Source organism: Lunatimonas lonarensis (genome assembly GCF_000390185.1).
Classification (GTDB): domain Bacteria; phylum Bacteroidota; class Bacteroidia; order Cytophagales; family Cyclobacteriaceae; genus Lunatimonas; species Lunatimonas lonarensis.
The window spans coordinates 21,494-40,832 of sequence record NZ_AQHR01000004.1 but is presented as its reverse complement, the minus strand read 5'-3'; the positions used below and the strand labels follow the sequence as shown (position 1 = coordinate 40,832).

Annotated in this window: 18 protein-coding genes and 1 riboswitch; of the genes, 11 read left to right on the top strand and 7 right to left on the bottom strand. The window is 47.2% G+C overall.

Annotated features, from left to right (window positions below):
• From ADIS_RS00455 to ADIS_RS00445, 3 genes are read right to left on the bottom strand one after another with little or no spacing between them, the layout of a single operon-like run.
• A complete protein-coding gene (locus ADIS_RS00455) occupies positions 1–1,212 on the bottom strand; it encodes a PP2C family protein-serine/threonine phosphatase (protein WP_010852260.1) in 1,212 nt (403 codons plus the stop codon).
• A 17-nt stretch (positions 1,213–1,229) separates the two neighbouring features.
• Positions 1,230–1,481, bottom strand: coding sequence for a hypothetical protein (locus tag ADIS_RS00450; protein WP_010852259.1), 252 nt, complete (start codon positions 1,479–1,481; stop codon positions 1,230–1,232).
• Between the two features lie 25 nt (positions 1,482–1,506).
• The gene (locus tag ADIS_RS00445) at positions 1,507–2,676 is read right to left on the bottom strand and encodes a glycosyltransferase (RefSeq protein WP_081634835.1); all 1,170 of its coding nucleotides are present in this window, start codon (positions 2,674–2,676) and stop codon (positions 1,507–1,509) included.
• A gap of 26 nt (positions 2,677–2,702) precedes the next feature.
• Between ADIS_RS00445 and ruvC the strand changes: the two genes are divergently transcribed.
• From ruvC to ADIS_RS00425, 4 genes are all read left to right on the top strand, one after another.
• On the top strand, positions 2,703–3,275 hold the full coding sequence (gene ruvC / locus ADIS_RS00440; protein WP_010852257.1) for a crossover junction endodeoxyribonuclease RuvC: 573 nt from the start codon (positions 2,703–2,705) through the stop codon (positions 3,273–3,275).
• Positions 3,276–3,513: 238 nt separating this feature from the next.
• Positions 3,514–3,930 (top strand): nucleotidyltransferase substrate binding protein, encoded by a 417-nt coding sequence (locus ADIS_RS00435; protein WP_010852256.1) that lies wholly within the window; start codon positions 3,514–3,516, stop codon positions 3,928–3,930.
• A 119-nt stretch (positions 3,931–4,049) separates the two neighbouring features.
• Entirely contained in the window at positions 4,050–5,327 is a 1,278-nt protein-coding gene (locus ADIS_RS00430) for an LVIVD repeat-containing protein (protein ID WP_010852255.1), read from the top strand.
• A 3-nt stretch (positions 5,328–5,330) separates the two neighbouring features.
• On the top strand, positions 5,331–5,933 hold the full coding sequence (locus ADIS_RS00425) for a hypothetical protein (protein ID WP_035804113.1): 603 nt from the start codon (positions 5,331–5,333) through the stop codon (positions 5,931–5,933).
• A 69-nt stretch (positions 5,934–6,002) separates the two neighbouring features.
• Here ADIS_RS00425 and ADIS_RS00420 read toward each other — a convergent pair whose 3' ends face one another.
• Together ADIS_RS00420 and ADIS_RS00415 are read right to left on the bottom strand one after the other, a co-directional pair.
• On the bottom strand, positions 6,003–7,064 hold the full coding sequence (locus ADIS_RS00420; RefSeq protein WP_010852253.1) for a YncE family protein: 1,062 nt from the start codon (positions 7,062–7,064) through the stop codon (positions 6,003–6,005).
• Positions 7,061–8,932, bottom strand: coding sequence for a TonB-dependent receptor (locus ADIS_RS00415; protein ID WP_162141544.1), 1,872 nt, complete (start codon positions 8,930–8,932; stop codon positions 7,061–7,063). Before ADIS_RS00415 ends, ADIS_RS00420 begins: the two co-directional genes overlap by 4 nt.
• Positions 8,933–9,117: 185 nt before the next feature.
• Positions 9,118–9,330: riboswitch (cobalamin riboswitch) on the bottom strand.
• A gap of 87 nt (positions 9,331–9,417) precedes the next feature.
• Here ADIS_RS00415 and ADIS_RS00405 point away from each other — a divergent pair.
• The 4 genes from ADIS_RS00405 to ADIS_RS00390 all read left to right on the top strand — a co-directional run bounded on the left by ADIS_RS00405 (position 9,418) and on the right by ADIS_RS00390 (position 13,713).
• A complete protein-coding gene (locus ADIS_RS00405) occupies positions 9,418–10,584 on the top strand; it encodes an ABC transporter substrate-binding protein (protein ID WP_162141543.1) in 1,167 nt (388 codons plus the stop codon).
• Complete coding sequence (locus ADIS_RS00400) at positions 10,571–11,605, top strand: FecCD family ABC transporter permease (RefSeq protein ID WP_010852248.1); 1,035 nt, start codon at positions 10,571–10,573, stop codon at positions 11,603–11,605. The genes ADIS_RS00405 and ADIS_RS00400 overlap by 14 nt, the downstream gene beginning before the upstream one ends.
• Positions 11,606–11,617: 12 nt before the next feature.
• Positions 11,618–12,598: an ABC transporter ATP-binding protein gene (locus ADIS_RS00395; RefSeq protein WP_010852247.1), complete on the top strand. Its 981-nt coding sequence runs from the start codon at positions 11,618–11,620 to the stop codon at positions 12,596–12,598.
• Between the two features lie 143 nt (positions 12,599–12,741).
• Positions 12,742–13,713, top strand: coding sequence for a c-type cytochrome (locus ADIS_RS00390; protein WP_010852246.1), 972 nt, complete (start codon positions 12,742–12,744; stop codon positions 13,711–13,713).
• An 86-nt stretch (positions 13,714–13,799) separates the two neighbouring features.
• Here the strand turns inward: ADIS_RS00390 and ADIS_RS00385 are convergent, their stop codons facing one another.
• Positions 13,800–14,588, bottom strand: coding sequence for an SDR family oxidoreductase (locus ADIS_RS00385; RefSeq protein ID WP_010852245.1), 789 nt, complete (start codon positions 14,586–14,588; stop codon positions 13,800–13,802).
• Between the two features lie 124 nt (positions 14,589–14,712).
• Here ADIS_RS00385 and ADIS_RS00380 point away from each other — a divergent pair, with 124 nt between their 5' ends.
• From ADIS_RS00380 to ADIS_RS00370, 3 genes are all read left to right on the top strand, one after another.
• Positions 14,713–15,147, top strand: a complete 435-nt coding sequence (locus ADIS_RS00380) for a MarR family winged helix-turn-helix transcriptional regulator (RefSeq protein WP_010852244.1) — start codon at positions 14,713–14,715, stop codon at positions 15,145–15,147.
• A 106-nt stretch (positions 15,148–15,253) separates the two neighbouring features.
• Complete coding sequence (locus ADIS_RS00375) at positions 15,254–16,258, top strand: NAD(P)/FAD-dependent oxidoreductase (RefSeq protein ID WP_010852243.1); 1,005 nt, start codon at positions 15,254–15,256, stop codon at positions 16,256–16,258.
• An 18-nt stretch (positions 16,259–16,276) separates the two neighbouring features.
• Positions 16,277–16,597 (top strand): 2Fe-2S iron-sulfur cluster-binding protein, encoded by a 321-nt coding sequence (locus ADIS_RS00370; RefSeq protein ID WP_010852242.1) that lies wholly within the window; start codon positions 16,277–16,279, stop codon positions 16,595–16,597.
• 64 nt (positions 16,598–16,661) lie between these two features.
• Here the strand turns inward: ADIS_RS00370 and ADIS_RS22085 are convergent, their stop codons facing one another.
• Positions 16,662–19,265, bottom strand: coding sequence for a histidine kinase N-terminal 7TM domain-containing protein (locus ADIS_RS22085; protein ID WP_010852241.1), 2,604 nt, complete (start codon positions 19,263–19,265; stop codon positions 16,662–16,664).
• Between the last annotated feature and the right edge of the window lie 74 nt (positions 19,266–19,339).

The window sequence follows — 19,339 nt, the reverse complement described above, 5'->3', positions numbered from 1 at the left end:
CTACTTAACCCTTAGGGACAACAGCGTGATATCATCCCTACGATCCTGGCCATTGGCATAGCCGTCCAACACCTTAAAAAACACATTGTGAAAATCAGCAGGATCCTCACACCAATTCTGTTCGATGTAATCCAGAAAGCGCTTGTCCCCAAACTCCCTTTCGGAGACATCTATTGTCTCAGTGAGGCCATCTGTGTACAGATGTAGGACGAAATCCTCAAGGTCAGTTCGCGACCCCAGCTCCAAGAAAGGCAGCTCTTCGAAAGCTCCCAATATCGTTGTCCCCGCCTCCAGCAACTCAGGTCCATCGTTCTCTTTTCGACACAAAACCGGGGGATTATGCCCTGCATTTACGAAAGTAAGTACCTTGGTTTTATAATTATAATGCCCCAAAAAAAAGGTTATGAACCGCTCACCAACCGTATTCTCAAAAATGGTGAAGTTCAACTGTTCCACGATTGATTTCAGATCAGAAAAACTTCGCAAAAGCGTACGCAAAGCGGCTTGGAAATTGGACATAAGCAAGGCTGCCGGCATACCTTTCCCCGAAACATCCGCAATACAGAAAAACACCTCGTCATCCGATTTCTCGATCAGGTCATAGTAGTCTCCTCCTACCGTACTGTGTGGATAATAGGTCACTTTTGCTTTTAAGCGCTCTGTTTGGGGAAGCTGGGCAGGGAAAAGCATACGTTGCACATTGCTGGCAATTTCCACCTCTTTGCGGAGCCGCTCCTGCTCCAATTGCTTCCTGGCAAACCGCTTGTTTTCCAAAGCCACTACCAGAATGTTGGTCAATGCCTGGGTAAAATCCAGGTCTAGCTCGGCGTCCTCGTCCTTCTTCCGGATCAATAGAATGGCCAACATGGAGTCCTTGTGATAAACAGGTACGTAAATATTAACCTCGGAAAAAGAATACTCTTCCGAAAGGGTCATGCTGAGCTTTCCCATTTCCCTATTCTCCTCAATACTTTCAACAGGAATCTCATCCGGCACCAGTTCTTTAACGTTATGGGAAATCCGTAGGGAAAATTTGCCGGAGCCCGCCAGATAAAGCATCATGCTCTTCATATTCAGATGAACCAAGCAAGTAAACTTGAATATGTTCAATAGCACCGACTCTGTCTTATTTTCGTTGATCGCTTGGGTAATCTCAAGCAACGCTTTCAACTCGAGTTCCTTACGCTGGTATTTTACAATCTCTGTCGTCACCGGATCTTTTTTTTGGTCTATAATGCATTGTGTTTTAGCAACCCCATTTTGGTTGCCAGGTAATAAAAACGATGACCATCCCGCTCCAAATTAACCTCACCAAAAACCTCAGTATCGGGTGCGCTGTAACATTTGACAAATTCCTTTGCATAAAGCAAATCCAACGTAGCTACCAGCCTGGAGTGTTCCCAGCCCAAGGTTTCTTTTAGGTATTCATAGGACTGTAAAAAATAAAGTTCATCGAGCAAATCAAATTCATCGTCAGTCATGCATTACCCGTATTTTCCAACAAAATTAGAAGAATAAATCACTTTTTCTGCCCTTCCAGGTATATTTTCCACGAGCGACTCCCACGCCAACAGCGACCACAAACAAGGGATGAACGAATGCCGAAAGAATGACGGAGGTAGACTTCAATACTAGCCCAAAATGCCGGATCACCTGGCGTAGGGCAAGCCAATCCGCCAATGCCTTACAAAACCATCCAAAACCAAAAACAAGCAGAGAGATGGCTCCAGTAACCAGCAACAATGGTGACAAAACGAAAAAAGCCGGCAGCAAAAACGAGATCAAAGAACTCAGACCATGGACGGCAGACCGGTGCACTCGCCACTTCGAAACCCATCTCCGACGCTGCCCTATCAGGGCTTCCCACTTCTCAAAAGGTTTGGCGTATACCAAACCTTCCCCACCATGAAAATAGGCTACCGCCCCCGCTCCAAATTTTGCCACAACTTTCTTCAATAAAAATTCATCGTCTCCGGATGGATGGGTATAATTGCCGTCATAGCCACCAACCGCAAAGAAGGAGGAGCGGCGAAAACAAAGGTTTGCCCCGCTGCACATCAAAGGGGCGCCCGCTTGACAGGACACACCGGTCACGATCTGAATGCTGGCCCATTCTACCTGCTGAAAATCGGAGAAAAAACCACTGGTAGATTCCGAAAATACGGGACCGATGACCATATGTACTTCGGGATTAACCAGCTCCCTTACCAAAAAAAGAAAAGGGTTACCGTGGAAAAGTATATCTGCATCCGTGGTAACAATAACCTCGTTGCGTGCGGTAGCAATGCCAACGTACAGGGCACGCTTTTTTCCTATTCCTTCATTCTTAACCACTCGCCAACCGATCGGCTGGTGTTTCTCCAAATAATCTCGCAAAACTGAGATTGAACCATCCTCGCTGTGATCATCCACCCATACAACCTCCCAAGAGGCCGGTATACCCGTATTTACTTGACGCATCATCTGAGGCAGGTTGCTGGCTTCATTGCGAAAAGGAATGACCAGCGAAACCGAAGGCGATTTATCAATAAAAAGAGGAGCTATACGTTTTCTTGTAACCAAGCGCCAGCCATACAGAAGGGTGCCAATCATCAGTAGATAGCCAATGCAGAGACCGATAAAACAAACTTCCATCAGACTGAAAAGGGACATTAGCACAGCCAAATGAGAATACATAGGGATATTTCCACTAAATTGCCAAGGTGGACAAAGTAGAGAAAAATAGCGGAAAAGAAAAAATCATCCTCGGCATAGATCCAGGTACGAACGTCATGGGTTACGGGCTTATTTTGGTAAAGGGAAACGCCTATCAAGTGATCCAGTTTGGCGTCATTCACTTAAAAAAATATCCCGACCACGCCCTGAAGCTTAAAAAAATCTACGATCGGGTCTCACAGATCATAGAAGAATACAACCCGGATTCAGTGGCACTTGAAGCCCCCTTCTATGGTGAAAACATACAGTCCATGCTCAAGCTGGGCAGGGCACAGGGTGTGGCCATGGCGGCGGCATTGGCAAGGGAAATCCCCATATCCGAATATTCTCCCAAAAAAGTAAAGCTATCCGTGACCGGTAACGGAAACGCTTCCAAAGAACAGGTAGCCGACATGATCAAAACACTGTTGTCGCTAAAGGAAGTACCCAAACTGCTCGATGCTACCGATGCACTGGCTGTGGCGTTATGCCACCATTTCCACTCCGGAAGATTACAGACTAGGGGCCGCGGCGAAGGCTGGAAAGCCTTTATCGCTGACAACCCTAACCGAGTGAAGTAACGTTTAATCATACAAAATGGCAAACAAGGGGAAAATCGGAAAAGAGCTTCCCTACCTACTAAAGATAGAATCCAACCGAAGACGCCACGTATGTGCATGCATGACGTGGCCTCCACAGGCTGGGGCACTTATAAAACCTACGACCTGCCGGCAGGAATAATCCGGGCGAGCAGGGTCATCCGGGAGGGTATCCCGATTTATTTGGACAAGTTACGGCCTTTAAAAATCAACTTATACAATGAAAAAGACTTCAATCTCCTATACCGTCTCATTCGAACGCTTCCGGGCTGCGTTGGAAGACCTCAGAGAAATGACAGAGAGAGCCAAAGCCAAAGGGCTTTTGGAAACGCAACGGCAAGAAATCGTCCAGGCTTTTGAGTCGACCCATGACCTCGCACTGGAAACAATGAACGGCTACTTTCAAGCGCAGGGCAGAGCCCCATTTTCCGGATCCCGGGACACCACGGTTGAGGCTTTCAACGAAGACCTTATCGATGATGGACAGGGGTGGCTCGACATGATCATCTTTAGGATAAAATACAACCCGTTATACCCAGGCGATTATTTGGGCTCCCTGAGTGACAGCGTCGTAAAAAAATACATCACGCTTTTAGGTAATTTCGAACGAAATTTCCAAAATAAAGCCGGGTCATAAAAAATAATTGCGTCTGCATGTAGCATTTTCCACTGAACTTACGTCAGGGCGTTAGGTAACAGTATGAAGTACCGAATTTTGGATAAAACGCAAACCAAATTGTTTAAAACGTAAAAGTCATGGAAAAAACCTACCCACTACGGCGTCGTTGGTCAGCCGCCCTACTGATTGCTTTTACCGCAATCATCGCTTTGCCAAGCTGTCAGGATGAGGTAATCACTACCTACACCTATACTACACAGGTTCCTGTTACCATTCAGGTCAGCACTTTTAGGGAGGCTGCCATCTCCGTCGAACCAGGTAGACCGTTGGATAATCCCGGAAAGATTTACCTATACGGCGACTATTTGTTTGTCAGTGCCCCGGGAGAAGGCATACATATCCTGGACAATTCAACTCCAGCTTCACCAAAAAACATGAACTTCATTCCCATTAAAGGGACTGGCGACCTAGCCATCAATTCAAACATTCTCTATGCGGACAATTACATTGACCTCCTGGCCTTTGATATCAGCGACCCCAAAAACATCCGGATGGTCAAAAGGGAGACCGATGTGTTCCCAACCATGTACAGCGATAGGGAGCAAGGAATCATAATTAGCTATAAGGATACCGTAGTAACCTCCACAGAGGAACGGATGTCAATTGGATTTTGGGGCAGGCCCGCATTTCGAACTGACATGATGACATTTTCCGGTGCAGAATCGGCTTCTAGGGCAGGGCAAAGCTATGGTCAGGGCGGTTCAATGGCTCGATTTACCCTCCTTAACAACCACCTATACACAGTGGATCACTATCACATGCGTGTCTTCGACGTAAACGATCCCAAGGATCCAAAATTCCTGACCGACATTTCCCTGGGCTGGGGCATAGAAACTATTTTCCCGTTCAAGGACAAATTATTTATTGGATCCATGACCGGGATGTTCATATACGACGCCTCCAATCCGGCTAGGCCTACCCAAATGTCCCGATACGACCATATAACGGCCTGCGACCCGGTAGTAGCCAATGAAACCCATGCCTTTGTGACCCTTCGAAGCGGTGTTGCATGCCGGTTTGGCGTTGACGAATTACACGTATTGGATATCGTAGACCCCTATCAGCCCAAACTCCTAAAAACCTATCCGATGGACAATCCGCATGGTTTAGGGCTTTCCGGCAACCATCTTTATATAGCAGAATCAAACCACGGCTTGAAGAGCTTTGATATTTCGGACGTTTTGGGAATCAAACAGATCGAACACCTTCGGGAAATCAAATCTATAGACATCATCCCCGGACCCAAATCGCTTATTGTGATCGGACCGGAAGGGGTTTGTCAATACGACTATACACAGCCCAATAAGCTCAGAAAACTAAGCTGCATTTCTGTGGGAAACAAAATGATAAATTAATCGATGCGCTGGGTCATTGCTTTTCTGTGTTTATGGAGTGCACCGTTATGGGCACAAGAAAAAGGTGCACCGTATGTACTTCACCTTGAACTGGGCGCATCAATGGGATCGGATGAGGTTGGAATAAGGGTCAATCAAAGCATCAAGACGCTACACGCAGTTCAGTTCCATCCAAACCACCTTTTTGGGTTTATACTCGGCGCCGACTCCTACCCGCTGCTCACAGTCGTCCCGTTTGGAGTCGGATGGCGAGGGGTTTTGGATCCCCTCCAAAAAACAAGCTGGATGGCAGGTATGGATTTGGGATATGGCTCCACGGTGCTGGAAAAAAAAATGGAATCCGAGTGGAACAACCTTTCTTGGTTTGAGGGTGGGCTTATGGCCCATCCGACGGTAGGGTTACGAATCAATAACAAGGGGAACTCAGCTTGGAGTTTTCTAGTGGGTTACAAGCATCAATCCAGCCGTTTTTATCAAGGTCTCCCCAGCGCCAACACTGCCGTGCAAACGCCCAGCCTCTCCAATCCCGCCGACTGGATATACTTACGAAAGGATCAAATTACGTACCGCAGTTTAACAGTAGCTGTAGGGTTGATTTTCCTCTAGACAAAAAAACCAACCGACCGGGGACAATCCCTACCGTCGGTTGGTTCTCAAGAGAAATAGTCCCCCTCCCTACCTAAAAAGAAAACCGGAGGGGCCTCGACCAGCCTGAAAGCTGTCGATCAAGCTTCCAGAGGGACCCACCTTCCAAACTTGGCCATTCCCTTGCCAGCCAGCATGATCCCCTACGTATAAAGTATTTGAGGATGAATCAAATCCCAACCCGTAAAAATTTGATCCCACAAAATACTCGGCGTCCAAAACGACTCCCGTTTCAATAGACACCTTGGCTACCCTAGCGGAAGCTCCTGAAGTAGTAATGATGTATACGTCGCCGTTAGTGCCCATCGTAAAATTTCCATTATATATAGCGTTCGCCAATGGGATGGAGATAGTTTCGCTGATTGAATAGGCAGAATGATTGATCCGATGAAAATATACTCGCTCTGCATCCATTGCATACACATACCAATTGGCGCCAAATTGAACAAAGAAATGTGGAGAACCCGCGGACACCTCGACCGTACGGGCAACTTCTTCCGTCGCTGGATTGATGACCACAAGCTGCGAGCCCGAAGCACAGGCGGCCCAGAGTTCTGAACCAATAAGAGCCATACCTTCTGGTCTACTGGGAACTGGAATCTGCTTATGAACCGCACCTCCTTGCAGTCCGTTGACCACCGCCACAAAGGACTCTGTATTGTTCCAGTTTTCATCGTAGGGACCATAATCACTTATAAAAAGCTTCTGCCCTATTACTTGCAGATCTCTTGGGATCTTGAGTTTGCTGTCATTTACCGCCCCCACACTGCGAAAATCAGCAGCCTGTACAATCTCCACCTTCCCTGTATTCGCAACGATGTAGGCCAGTCCATCCACCACTCTAACCTGTTGGATCAGCCCTGCGAAAGGCCTGGCATTGGCCGATTCAAACACGTTTGGCTGCAAATCGCCAGAGATCGGATCATAATGATGAATATCGCCGTCATTTGCCCCAAAGGAACCCTCATTGATGATCAAAACGCCTGATTCAAATTTCCCTATCGGTTGCTCAATAGGATCGCCGACACAGGACACAACTAGAGCCAATACGTACACAAGGCTCAGATTCTTTAAAAACGGATAAATCTTCATAGTTTGTAGGTTATATTTAATTCAAAATTTCTTCCCGGCATTGGCCGTAGCCGCAAAACTTCATACCTGGTATTCAGGAAATTATTGACCTGAAAACCCAGAGAGACCACCTGCCTGTTGAATGCTCGCTCATAGCGCCATCCTGTATCAAAAAGCTGATAGCCAGCCAACGCGCTTTGGTTGTCAATGCTGACAAACCGCTGGCCTACACGATGCCCGTTTATGAAAAACTGTAATGACTCGCGGTGTACATCTAGGCCGAGCTGAGCTTTGGTTCCGGGTGTGTAAGGGAGGATTTTTCCGATTTCATGGATGTTGTTGCCATCCGACCGGAGGATTACAGCCTGATTTAAAGACAAAGAACCGGACAGCCCAGTCTTCCATTTCCCCGATTGTCGATGGCCTGAGAAAAAAAGATCCATCCCATGACTGGAAACTTTCCGTACGTTTCTTGGACTCCAATAGACATCGCCCGGCAGCCAAAGGATCCAATTGTCCACCTGCATATCATAGTAGGAAACGCGGGTCTCCCAAGCGTATTTGGAATCGGTATACCGATAGAGAAAACCCAATTCTCCACTGAGTGCGTTTTCGGATTTCAGGTCAGGGTTGCCTCCCGGCACCCAAAAGCGGTCGTTTAATGTGGGCACCTTAAAACTCCTGGCCCCGGCAACTTTGCCTGTCAACTGATGCCCATTTTGTTGGAGCAGAGACCAATCGATCCCCAAACTCGGGGAAAAAGGGGCAAACTCGCCTTCAAATACCAATTGCCGCAGGTTCACGGAAACCACCATATCCGGGCTGGCGTTAAAATTTACAGCTTGGTAAATTTCTATCCTGTTATCCGTGGCCTCATAGGTGCTGAGCTTTCCGAGTATATAGGTTGCCCTGCTTCCAGACTTAAACTCCAACCTGGATCCCAAAGACCAATCCAATTCACCAGCCAGCAAAAACTGTTGGGTAATGTTTACATCCGATCGATTAAAAACCATCTCGTCCCTTACCCAGCCTGCCTTCAGGTTTAGGTGGCGGTTTTCGGTAGTCCGATTAAAATCAAGCACCCAGCGCGTGCTTTGGTCCGACTGAACGTCCGTGGAATTGGATCCCATAACCGGCTGAACATCCCGGTGGGCAGCATTCCACCAAAAGGAGCTGGAAAGCTGGCTATTGACTCCTACCCTCCAAACCAAATCCTGCATTAGCCCCATTTGATTCACCCCAGCATGTTCTTGGATTTCTACCGGCAAGCCGATCTTGCCCATATTACGAAATGGGTATCGATTTGGGGCTTGTAGGCGATAGAATCGGGATCGGCTTCCCACCTGGGAATTTGAAAAGCCGATTTGAACCTCCTGCCTGTTCAGTCCAAAACTCCCAACGCCGCTGGAAGCTTCGGCCATCCAGCCCGTTCCGCCCATCACATCACTGCTCAGGTGAATAGCTCCACCTATGGCATCCGTCCCGTAGTTCGCCCCGCTGCTACCCATGTGAATCTGAACCCTATCCGTACCCGATAGCGGAAGGAGAGAGAGATCCATCTGGCCAAGTGAGGGAGAATTTATCGGAAGCCCATTCCAAAAAAATGCATTATGACCTGCGGAGGTGCCCCTCATGGTGAGAGAAGCTATCATACCCGGGCCATATTGCCTGACAAACAACCCTGAACGGCGCTGTAACAATTCAGACAGGGTAAGACCGCTGAGATCTCGAAGGGCTACACTATCAATTGATATAACCTGTTGCCCCCGTGAAAATCGTTCTAGCGAAGAGGCTTTGACTTCCACAGGTTGTAACAACAAGGTATCTCCCGGAGTAGATACTTCGCCTGAAAACAATCCCAAATACCAAAGAATAAGAGTTCCCAGCAACAATTCGCTTTTGATTTTAGCATGAACATTTCATCCAGCTACTCAAAACTGCATACAAAAGAAATGGAAAAAACGAACATGCACCCCTCTATCCAGGATATAGGAGCATGGAAAAACACCGAATAAAAACGCGGCATTCCATAGAAAGCACCATTGCGTATTCCCAAGCCTTTCACCCGAAAGCTTTGAATAGTCGAAATATGGCAGGTCTCCTGGCTTCCCTGGATCTGTGGGCCTTCTCACATCCCAAAATGGACGCAATGGCGTTGTGGCACAGATCACTTATCGGCCTTTACCGATAGGGGTTACAGTTGCGGGGACAGCTCCGGCTTTTACCGGATTCCCTTTTAATTCCTTGCCCTGGCTAGAGCTCAGAAACCAAATTTCATCGCAAACATAGCCCAAAAACGGGAGGCAAAAAATACCTTGCCCAATTATTGTTTTTGGATGCAGAAAAAACAATGGCTTATTTTGGAAAAAAAACAGTGAAACCTTCCTCCCTCTTTCCCCTATTCTTCGGTGTTGTGTCCATGCTGGCTCTGGCATGTGGACAGGCGAGTAAACCGGTTTCCTACGGTACTTGGGAGGATCTTCCACTACGCTTCGCCAAGGGCTTTTCTGTTAAGAAATCAGGCGATAACTACTGGGTCGAAGTGCTGGAGGCATTTCCCAAGGCCGACCGCTCCTATCATTACCTTGTAATCCAAGGGGACTCTACCCTGCCCGACCTGCCGGCACAGATAGACTTTGATGCAATCGTCCGTCTGCCTGCAGAAACAGTGGCCGTCACTTCGACCACACATATCCCCCATTTGGATATGTTGGGAGTCACGCGGTTGCTGGGAGGATTCCCCGGACGGGAGCTAATCTCCTCTGAGCTACAACGGGGCAGAATAGAGGCCAACGAGGTTCGGGAACTAGGTACAGGGGCGTCGCTTAACGTAGAGTCCGTAATGGATCTCTCACCGGATTGGCTGATGGTTTCAACCGTGGGAAACAGCCTTCAGCAGATTTCCGTTTTATCCAATGCTGGTATCCCAATCATACTTAACGGCGACTACGTGGAAGGGCACCCACTGGGTGTGGCTGAGTGGATAAAACTGACCGGTATTTTGACAGGAACCTCTGATCAGGCAGACCAACTATTCGAAGAAATAACGAGGTCGTATATTGAAGCACAGCAACTGGTAAAGGATAAAATGGATATCCATCGTCCCAGGGTAATGTCCGGCGTCATGTATAACGACAGTTGGTACGCATCCGGATCGGACTCATGGGCAAGCGTTTTGATAGAGCACGCGGGTGGCGACTACCTATTTAAAGAAAACAGGGGAAAGGGGGGGCTTACCCTCAGCTACGAATACATCCTAGACCGTGCAGAATCGGCGGATTTTTGGATTGGTGCAGCGGACTATCCCTCTCGCCAAGCATTGGCCAAACAAGATGCTAAATATATCGCCTTTCGGCCGTTTCAGACTGGAAACATCTTCACCTACACCGGCCAAAAAGGTGCTACAGGAGGCTTGCTATATTTCGAATTGGGTTATATTCGCCCAGACCTAGTATTAAAGGATCTTATAAAAATCATGCATCCAGACCTACTGCCAGATTACGAACTCTTTTTTTATGAACGGATAGATGAACGGTTATAGATCCCTTCGGACACTGTTTGCAGCTGGAAGTATCGTGCTGCTGTTACTTTGGCTGACCAACATCAGCTTGGGATCGATACGAATTCCCGTTCCTGAAATCTTAGGGAGGCTCATGGGATTTTCCTTCTCCAAAGAATCCTGGGAGACGATCATTGTCCATTACCGTCTTCCCAAATCACTGACTGCCATTTTGGCGGGTATTGGGCTTTCGCTAAGCGGCCTTCAAATGCAGACGTTTTTTCGGAACCCATTGGCCGGGCCCTATGTACTGGGTATTAGCTCCGGTGCAGGGCTGGGAGTAGCACTTTGGATGATGGCAGGCGCTTGGATTCCCGCATTGGGGGCACTTGTCGGTAACGGTCCATGGTCCTTGTTTTTTTCCGCGGCACTTGGCTCCTTTGTGGTCTTATTGGTTATAAGTCTGGCCGCATGGAAGGTAAAGGATAGTATGACCCTACTGATCATTGGGTTGATGTTTGGCAGTTTCGCTTCCTCTATCGTCACATTGATCGCCTATTTTAGCGAAGCCGAAAGCTTGAAGCTATATACGGTTTGGACTATGGGCAGCCTAGGCACCACGGGGTGGACACAGCTTTTGGTATTCATGGCAGGAACATTCCTCGGCCTCATACCTTTAGTCCTGTCGGTCAAGTCTTATAATGCCATGCTTTTGGGAGAGAATTATGCCCAAAGCATGGGGATCTCCGTAGATCGTTTGCGCTGGAAAATGATCATCAGCACGGGATTGTTGACCGGTGCTACCACTGCATTCTGCGGCCCTATCGGTTTTATTGGGATCGCCGTCCCGCACGTAGCCAGATTAATTTTCAGAACCTCCGATCATCTCACGCTGATAGCAGGATCTGCCATGCTGGGAGCCATAACGCTCCTACTTTGCGATACGATTAGCCAATTGCCAGGTTCTGCGCAAACCTTGCCGATAAACGTGATCACTTCCTTCCTGGGAGCCCCTGTCGTAATTTGGCTGGTCTTCAAACGAAATGTAAGCAGGGAGTTTTAGCCGGATAGATACATGAACGCAATACAACCCGCAATCTGGTGTAAGGAGCTGGAAATCGGATACCAACAGGGGCATCCTCTATTCCGTAATTTGAATTTTTCTGTTGTCAAGGGACAGGTTACTTGTCTAATGGGGCCAAATGGTGTTGGTAAGTCGACCCTGATTAAGACAGTTTTAGGCATATTAGCACCTATTTCCGGACAGCTGTACCTATCTGGAAGACCTATCTCCGAGATCGGGAAAGAAGAAATTGCGCGGATGGTGTCGGTAGTCTACACCGACCGAATCGTCAGGGGCAATATACGTGTGCAGGAGATGGTCGCCTTAGGAAGGATTCCCCATACCGGTTGGCTGGGGAGTCTCTCAAAAAATGACCTCCTCTCGATACACACTGCCCTAGAGGATGTAAACATAGCAGAATCCTCGAATGCACCACTCGCTGAACTGTCCGATGGACAACTCCAAAAAGCACTGATCGCACGGGCCTTGGCCCAAGATGGAGACTTGTTGATACTAGACGAGCCCACAGCCCATCTGGACCTCGTAAACCGCTTCGAAATCATGTACCTGCTACGCGAGCTTGCGATCAAAAAAGACAAAGCTGTATTTGTGGTAACGCATGACTTGGATATTGCCTTGGAGACCGCCGACCGCCTGCTACTCATGACAGATAAAGGCACCCTGCATGCTGGAACACCGGAGGATCTGGTGATAAACGGAGGCATTAACCAACTTTTTCCGGATGGCCGTTATTTCTTTGATCCCAAGACATCGAAGGTGGTTAAAACGCAAGACTACGAGCCAATAACCATAAGTGGCCCGGAAGTCTTGACAGTGTGGATTCATAAAATACTCCGGAAGTATGGCGTTAATGCCACGCCGTACTCCATCGAAGTCTCCGATAATCCCTTCCAAATAAGCCTGCGGAGCGAAAAACAAACCCTCCAGCTAGAAACCTTGGAGCAGATGATCGACCATTTACTAAGAAAGTAACCAAAAAACGATTTTTTATAGGTAAATAATTTGGATTAAAAATTATTTTACATATATTTATTCCGATTTTTTTACGATACATATATTTTTATTATGAAACCACTACACTCCTTTAACCAAGACACAATAACCTAATTGACTCTATGAAGACTATGCTAAAAATCGGATTACTAGCTGTATCCGCACTTCTCTTGCTTGCGCTTGCAGGAATTCTCTATGTTTCTTTTGCCTTACCCAATGTAGGCCCACCCCCGGCAGACCTTAAGGTGGAAATAACTCCCGAGAAAATTGAGCGGGGCAAGTACCTTGCCTACCATGTATTGCAGTGTATTGATTGCCATTCCCAGCGGGATTTCGGGGTTTTTAGTGGCCCTCCCATTGAAGGAACCGAGGCACATGGAGGGGAACGATTTGATCAGACGATGGGATTTCCCGGTGTCTTTATCTCACCGAACATCACGCCAACCGGCATCGGCGATTGGACAGATGGCGAATTGTTTCGCCTGATCACCACCGGCGTCCGGAAAAACGGGGAACCAATTTTCCCCATCATGCCCTTCGAAAGCTATGGGAAATTAGATCCATCGGATATAGAGGCGGTAATTGCCTACATACGTACTCTGGAGCCAGCTACGACCAACCATCCGGCTTCTGTGGCCGATTTCCCGTTTAACCTGATTATGCGAACCGTCCCAAAGAAAGCAGAACCGGAAAAAAGACCTTCAACCCAAGATCAGGTTGCCTACGGCAAATACCTCGTTACCGCAAGCGCCTGTTACGATTGCCATACCAAATTTGAAAATGGAGCGTACGTGGGAGAGCCGATGGCCGGAGGAAGGGAGTTTTTACTACCTTGGGGCACACTTACTTCCGCGAATATCACACCACATGAAACAGGCATAGGTTCCTGGACAAAAGAGGCGTTTGTCGGAAAGTTTAAGGCCCACCAAAACAGGGAGGAATTACCATCCGTAGGCGGTTCGGATTTTCAAACCATAATGCCTTGGTACATGTATGCAGGCATGACCGAAGAAGACTTAGGGGCAATCTATTCCTACCTGAAGACGATACCCCCCGTAGAAAACCGCATCACAGTTTTCGTGGCCTCCAATTAAAAAAAATTATAACAGGTAAAAAAGCGCAAGTCGCCCTAAAGTGCCCCTGACGTTTGGTTGGATACCGGCAATCAGGGGCTTCCTTGTTACACCGCAGTCATATTACCACCATCGATTGGGATGCTGGTACCATTAATATAGGCAGCCAAAGGAGATGCCAAAAACGTAACCAGAAACCCATATTCTTCCGGTTTCCCAAGCCTCCCCGCGGGTATTGCCTGTCGCTTTTCCTCCAGCAACTGCTCAGGTGCCTTCCCTACCCGTTCGGCCTGACCGGCTATAACTTCCTTAATCCGCTCCGTATCAAAAGAGCCCGTCAAAATAGTATTGACCGTCACGCCTGCCCCGGCCACCTCACGTGAGAGAGACTTAGCCCAACTGCTAACTGCCGAACGGATGCTATTCGAAAGAACAAGGTTGGGAATGGGTTCCTTGACAGATGAAGACGACACATTGATCACTCGGCCATAGCCGCTCTTTACCATTCCCGGAAGCAAAACCTGGGTAAGGGTCACATAGGACTTGAAAAGCAAATCAAACGCCTGCTGAAAATCTGCTACGCCTTTTTCCATGACCGTTCCCGGGGCTGGCCCGTTGGTGTTATTTACCAAAATATGAATCTCCAAACCCGAAAAATATTCTTTCACCCTTGCTTCAAATTCCTGGGGATTGGCATAGTCCACCAGTAGATACCGGTGTTTCTGCCCTGCATGCGTAGATAAAGTTTGAATGGCACGTTGGAGCTTTTCTTCATTCCTTGCCATCATGATCACCTCTGCACCTGCGGAGGCCAACTGCTGGGCCGAAGCCAAGCCCAATCCCCTAGAACTGCCACCCACGACAGCCCGTTTTCCTGATAAGTCGATTTGTATCATTTCGCTGATTTAATGACCGGCATCATTTCTCTCCGGTTGATTTTCAATTAAGCCTATAAACTTTATAGGGTGTATTGCTTTTTATTACAAATTAACCCTTATATTTGTTGCACTAATTATTGGTATGACACACGAGCAATTTAGTAAGTATTCCTTTCTCTTGGACAGAACCGCCCGAAGGGTAAAGCAATATGCACAAAGAAAATTCAAACAGCAAGCCTTCGATGTGACCGTAGACCAATGGCTAGTCCTAAAAAACCTCTCGGAAGGGGAGGCACTGAGCCAATCCGAATTGGCCCAATTGGTATTTAAAGATCAACCTACACTTACCAGGATCATTGATCTGCTGTGTAAAAAAGGATATGTCGAGCGACAACCTCATCCGCTAGATCGAAGAAGTTTTCTTTTACTGCTGACACAGGCCGGTAGGGAAAAAGTCGGGGAACTAAAACCACAGGTTTCTTCTATCCGGGAGGAGGCCTGGAAAAACCTGAATCAGGAAGACTTCAACGAATTTAAACGGATTTTGGATACGATCTACAGCAATCTGGAAGAATAAAAAACGAAATAGCCTATTTAGTTGTTACACCAACTATATTTGCCCCGCTTTAGGGGAATTAGAAAGATGAACGTGTTCCCTCATTATTTATAAAATTTCACAAAAGATGATTACTACGGATATTTGCATCATTGGAGCTGGACCGGTCGGCTTGTTTGCGGTTTTTGAAGCGGGGCTGTTGAAAATGCGTTGCCATCTGGTCGATGCATTGCCTCAGATAGGTGGACAACTCTCTGAGATCTATCCCCAAAAGCCCATTTACGATATACCCGGATATCCGGAAATCAAGGCCCAGGAACTGGTGGACAATTTAATGGAGCAAATTAGGCCGTTTAAGCCCACCTTTACCTTGGGCGAACGGGTTGACCAACTTGCCAAACAGGATGATGGATCCTATGTCCTGACGACCAATGAAAAAACGCAAATCCATGCTCAGGTAATCATCATTGCGGGTGGATTGGGATGCTTCGAGCCTCGAAAGCCTGTCATAGAAAACCTGGAAGTTTTTGAAGGAAAAGGGGTCACCTACATGGTAAAAAACCCGGAACAGTTCCGGGATAAAAAAGTAGTGCTCGCAGGTGGTGGAGATTCTGCCTTAGACTGGACGCTTTACCTGGCAGACATTGCCCAACGGGTTACCTTGGTACACCGAAATGAAACCTTCCGGGGGGCTCCGGATACGGCAGCCAAGGTATTTGACCTAGCAAACAGCGGGAAAATTGACCTCATTCTTTCTGCGAACCTGAAGGAACTAGGAGGTAACGGGCATTTGGACAGCGTGTTATTGGAAGACAAATCCAAATCTCCGCTAAAAATCGAAACCGATTACCTCATTCCACTTTTTGGGTTGAGCCCTAAATTAGGGCCCATTGCCGATTGGGGTTTGACCATTGACAAAAATGCGATTGAAGTAGACACGACCGATTATTCTACCGGTGTAGAACGAATCTATGCGATTGGGGACATCAACACCTATACGGGAAAACTGAAACTCATCCTTTGTGGCTTCCATGAGGCTGCCATCATGATGCACTCCGCCTTCAAATACGTGTATCCAGACCAAAAATTAAGCTTTAAATACACCACTGTAAACGGTGTCAATGCATTTTAATCCAACTGAAAAAACGAAATGATAAATTTTACCGTGGAAGACCATGACGGAAACCGGCAATCCATTGAGGCCCCGGATGACATGGGATTGAGTCTGATGGAAGTGCTTAAGGCGTCCGAATATCCGGTTTTGGCAACTTGTGGTGGCATGGCATTGTGTGCCACCTGCCACGTAGAAATCCTGGAGGGTAAATCCGAGTTGGGCGTTGCTACTGACACTGAGTTGGATCAACTTGAGGCATTACCGGAATATTTCCCGACTAGCCGATTGGCCTGTCAAATTAGAATTTCCGATATCTTGGAGGGATCCGTTGTTAAGTTACGAGGAGAAGACAACTGATTAATAGGCTCCGGCCTTTACGCTTCGTGGGCGGGGCCGGAGTCTTTCTTTTTCCCTTTAAAAGTCACCGCAGCCATTTCTCCAACACCGTCCTGAATGTCTCCTGCCGTACCGGTTTGGTGATGTAATCATCCACGCCAGCTTCCTTGCAAGCCTCTTCCTGGCCTTCCATTACGTTTGCCGTAAGTGCTAAAATCGGGATTCTCCTGGTGTTTTCTCCAGCCCTTATTTTCCTAACCAGCTCGTATCCGTTCATATCCGGCATATGGAGATCTGTTATGACTAAATCAGGCCGCTCTTTTTCGTATAAGTCGTAGGCATCCACACCGTTCTCCGCTTCTATTACCGTAAACGCCGGAAACAAATTGGAAAGATAGACTTTTACCAACATGCGGTTCACCGCATTATCCTCGGCCACCAATACCTTCATTTTTACATTGGTTGGGGTAAGAATCCTATTTGTACCATCCAAATCTGTCGGGTTGTCCGAAACCGTCCATTTCTCAAATTGATCTACGAGATCCATTAACATAAATGGCTTGATCAACTTTTTCCGGCAACCTAAGGTTTGGAATTGCGAAAAGGTAACTTCGGGTGTATCGGTGGGAAAGACGATACAACACCTATTTCGAAATGCAGGCCCCAGGCGAACAACAAAGTCTCTGACCTCGTAGGAAACCCCCCCTTCCTCGTTTTTTCGTACGTGCGAAAAGAGGGAACGCACACCGGGATGTTTGCTCAACCAGCCAAGTGCCTCATCATAAGACGAAACGGATGTATATTGAATGGATAAGCAATGTAAAAAGAATTGTAGTGTCTCCGCAAGAGCTCCCTCAAACCCCACCAATAGAGCCGGTGAATAGTCAGAAAACGACTTGTCAATAAAAGGGCTTTCCTTTAGCGAAACGATATTGGGTAACTCAAACGAAAAAACGCTGCCCTTTCCCGCTTGTGAATCCAGCATAAGTGTGCTATTCATCAGGCCGAGCAACTTATTGGAAATCGTCAACCCCAGTCCGGTACCTCCATATTTTTTTGTAGTGGATGCATCCGCCTGAGAAAATGCCTCAAATATCATTTGTTGCTTTTCATCAGGTATGCCGATTCCTGTGTCCCTCACCTCAAACCTTAGCCTAACTTTATCTGCCACGCGATCAAGCACGCCAATCCGTAGTTCCACCTCGCCAGCATGCGTAAACTTGAAGGCATTGTTCAAAAGATTGATCAAGACCTGCTTGATCTTAACCTCATCTCCCAAAAACTTGTAGGGGACGTCAGGGGAAATACGCAGAACAAACTCAATGTTATCCTTGGCTGCCTGAAAACTCATTACATCGGCGATTCCACGAATTACCTGCCTAAGATTGACCTCCTGGATATCCAAATCCATCTTTCCCGCTTCTATTTTGGAAAGATCCAACACGTTGTTAATGAGATCCAGTAGAACATTAGCCGAACTAAACGCAGTGGTCACGTACCGCTTCTGCTGCTCCGACAGGGCTGTGTTACCAAGCAGCTCAGTAAATCCGATCACCCCGTTTAAGGGCGTACGAATTTCATGGCTCATGTTTGCCAAAAATTCCGATTTGGCTTGGTTTGCCTGCTCAGCCTCCGTTTTTGCAGCTACAAGTGCCTCCCTAGACTCGACCTCTTGAGTGATATCTCTTATCACCACAATTTTTCCCAGAAATTCCGCATTTCTCACCCGTATGGCGGACAGTGTAGCCGAATACCATCTTTCCGAACCCGAGCCCTCCCATTTGAACGAGTGCTTCTTACGATCCTCTTCTGAAAAGCCGGGACTGATCCGATCCCAAAGCGATTGTACTCCAGCCCGTTTTTCTGCTTTGGAGGCAAATCCACCAACCATTTCCGACACAGCCGGGTTGTAGGAGACGATACGATCCATTGGATCCAGCACCAACACACCGTCTGCAATACTTTCAAAAAGGGTCTTGAACACAATTGGCGTCTCCTTGAACAAACGGAATTTTGAGAGACCCAAAAAAACGAATACACCTGTACCGATAAAAGAAAGGGGAATTGGATCCAAATGAAAGGGAACAATATCAGAAAGAAGCGAAAAATAGGCCAAAATGGGGCACAACGCACCAAGACCTACAAAATATATCTGTCTAGCATCTGTCACAGTACCCAATACCAGCATTCTGACCAGTACTATTTGACTTGCAACCAATAATATCACTGTATAGGCTTGATGCGCCCAGTAGATCGGACCCTTTGTAGTCACCAACACATCCATGATGTCATTGTGTACGGCGCTATATGAAGTGTAGAAAAGGTAATGCTTTCCATTCGTAAACACCAAAACGAGGGTGATCAGTGGAACCACAAAGACCAATCGCTGAATCCAGGGAATTGCCGAACTACCGGAATAGTGCCAAACCATCAGGAACAAAACCGGCCCAAAAAACACAGCCCCAAAATACTGGAGGTTTAAAAAAAAGACCTTTTGGGGCAACCCCACCGAGGCCAGTTCAAAAGCGTAACCCAACGAATAAACCGCAGAGGATATCATCAGAAAAACAAAAAAGGTTACCTCTTTTGATTTCCTTAGCTTGCCGGCACTGAGAGCGAGTAACAAAGGAATAATCCCTGATACCAGCATCCATACTACGACTCCATTCAGGCTAAAATAAATTCCCATGCGCTTGCTACTCCAAAAACCCCAACGCCAAAATAAACCCTCAACAAAATATAAATTTAATAATAATCTTTAGC

Excerpts from the sequence above, each read along its gene's own strand:
- ADIS_RS00435 (WP_010852256.1), top strand. The coding sequence starts at position 3,514 with ATGAAAAAGACTTCAATCTCCTATACCGTCTCATTCGAACGCTTCCGG.
- ADIS_RS00425 (WP_035804113.1), top strand. The coding sequence starts at position 5,331 with ATGCGCTGGGTCATTGCTTTTCTGTGTTTATGGAGTGCACCGTTATGG.
- ADIS_RS00400 (WP_010852248.1), top strand. The coding sequence starts at position 10,571 with ATGAACGGTTATAGATCCCTTCGGACACTGTTTGCAGCTGGAAGTATC.
- ADIS_RS00385 (WP_010852245.1), bottom strand. The coding sequence starts at position 14,588 with ATGATACAAATCGACTTATCAGGAAAACGGGCTGTCGTGGGTGGCAGT.
- ADIS_RS00395 (WP_010852247.1), top strand. The coding sequence starts at position 11,618 with ATGAACGCAATACAACCCGCAATCTGGTGTAAGGAGCTGGAAATCGGA.
- ADIS_RS00380 (WP_010852244.1), top strand. The coding sequence starts at position 14,713 with ATGACACACGAGCAATTTAGTAAGTATTCCTTTCTCTTGGACAGAACC.
- ADIS_RS00370 (WP_010852242.1), top strand. The coding sequence starts at position 16,277 with ATGATAAATTTTACCGTGGAAGACCATGACGGAAACCGGCAATCCATT.
- ADIS_RS00430 (WP_010852255.1), top strand. The coding sequence starts at position 4,050 with ATGGAAAAAACCTACCCACTACGGCGTCGTTGGTCAGCCGCCCTACTG.
- ADIS_RS00450 (WP_010852259.1), bottom strand. The coding sequence starts at position 1,481 with ATGACTGACGATGAATTTGATTTGCTCGATGAACTTTATTTTTTACAG.
- ADIS_RS00375 (WP_010852243.1), top strand. The coding sequence starts at position 15,254 with ATGATTACTACGGATATTTGCATCATTGGAGCTGGACCGGTCGGCTTG.
- ADIS_RS22085 (WP_010852241.1), bottom strand. The coding sequence starts at position 19,265 with ATGGGAATTTATTTTAGCCTGAATGGAGTCGTAGTATGGATGCTGGTA.
- ADIS_RS00420 (WP_010852253.1), bottom strand. The coding sequence starts at position 7,064 with ATGAAGATTTATCCGTTTTTAAAGAATCTGAGCCTTGTGTACGTATTG.
- ADIS_RS00445 (WP_081634835.1), bottom strand. The coding sequence starts at position 2,676 with ATGTATTCTCATTTGGCTGTGCTAATGTCCCTTTTCAGTCTGATGGAA.
- ADIS_RS00390 (WP_010852246.1), top strand. The coding sequence starts at position 12,742 with ATGAAGACTATGCTAAAAATCGGATTACTAGCTGTATCCGCACTTCTC.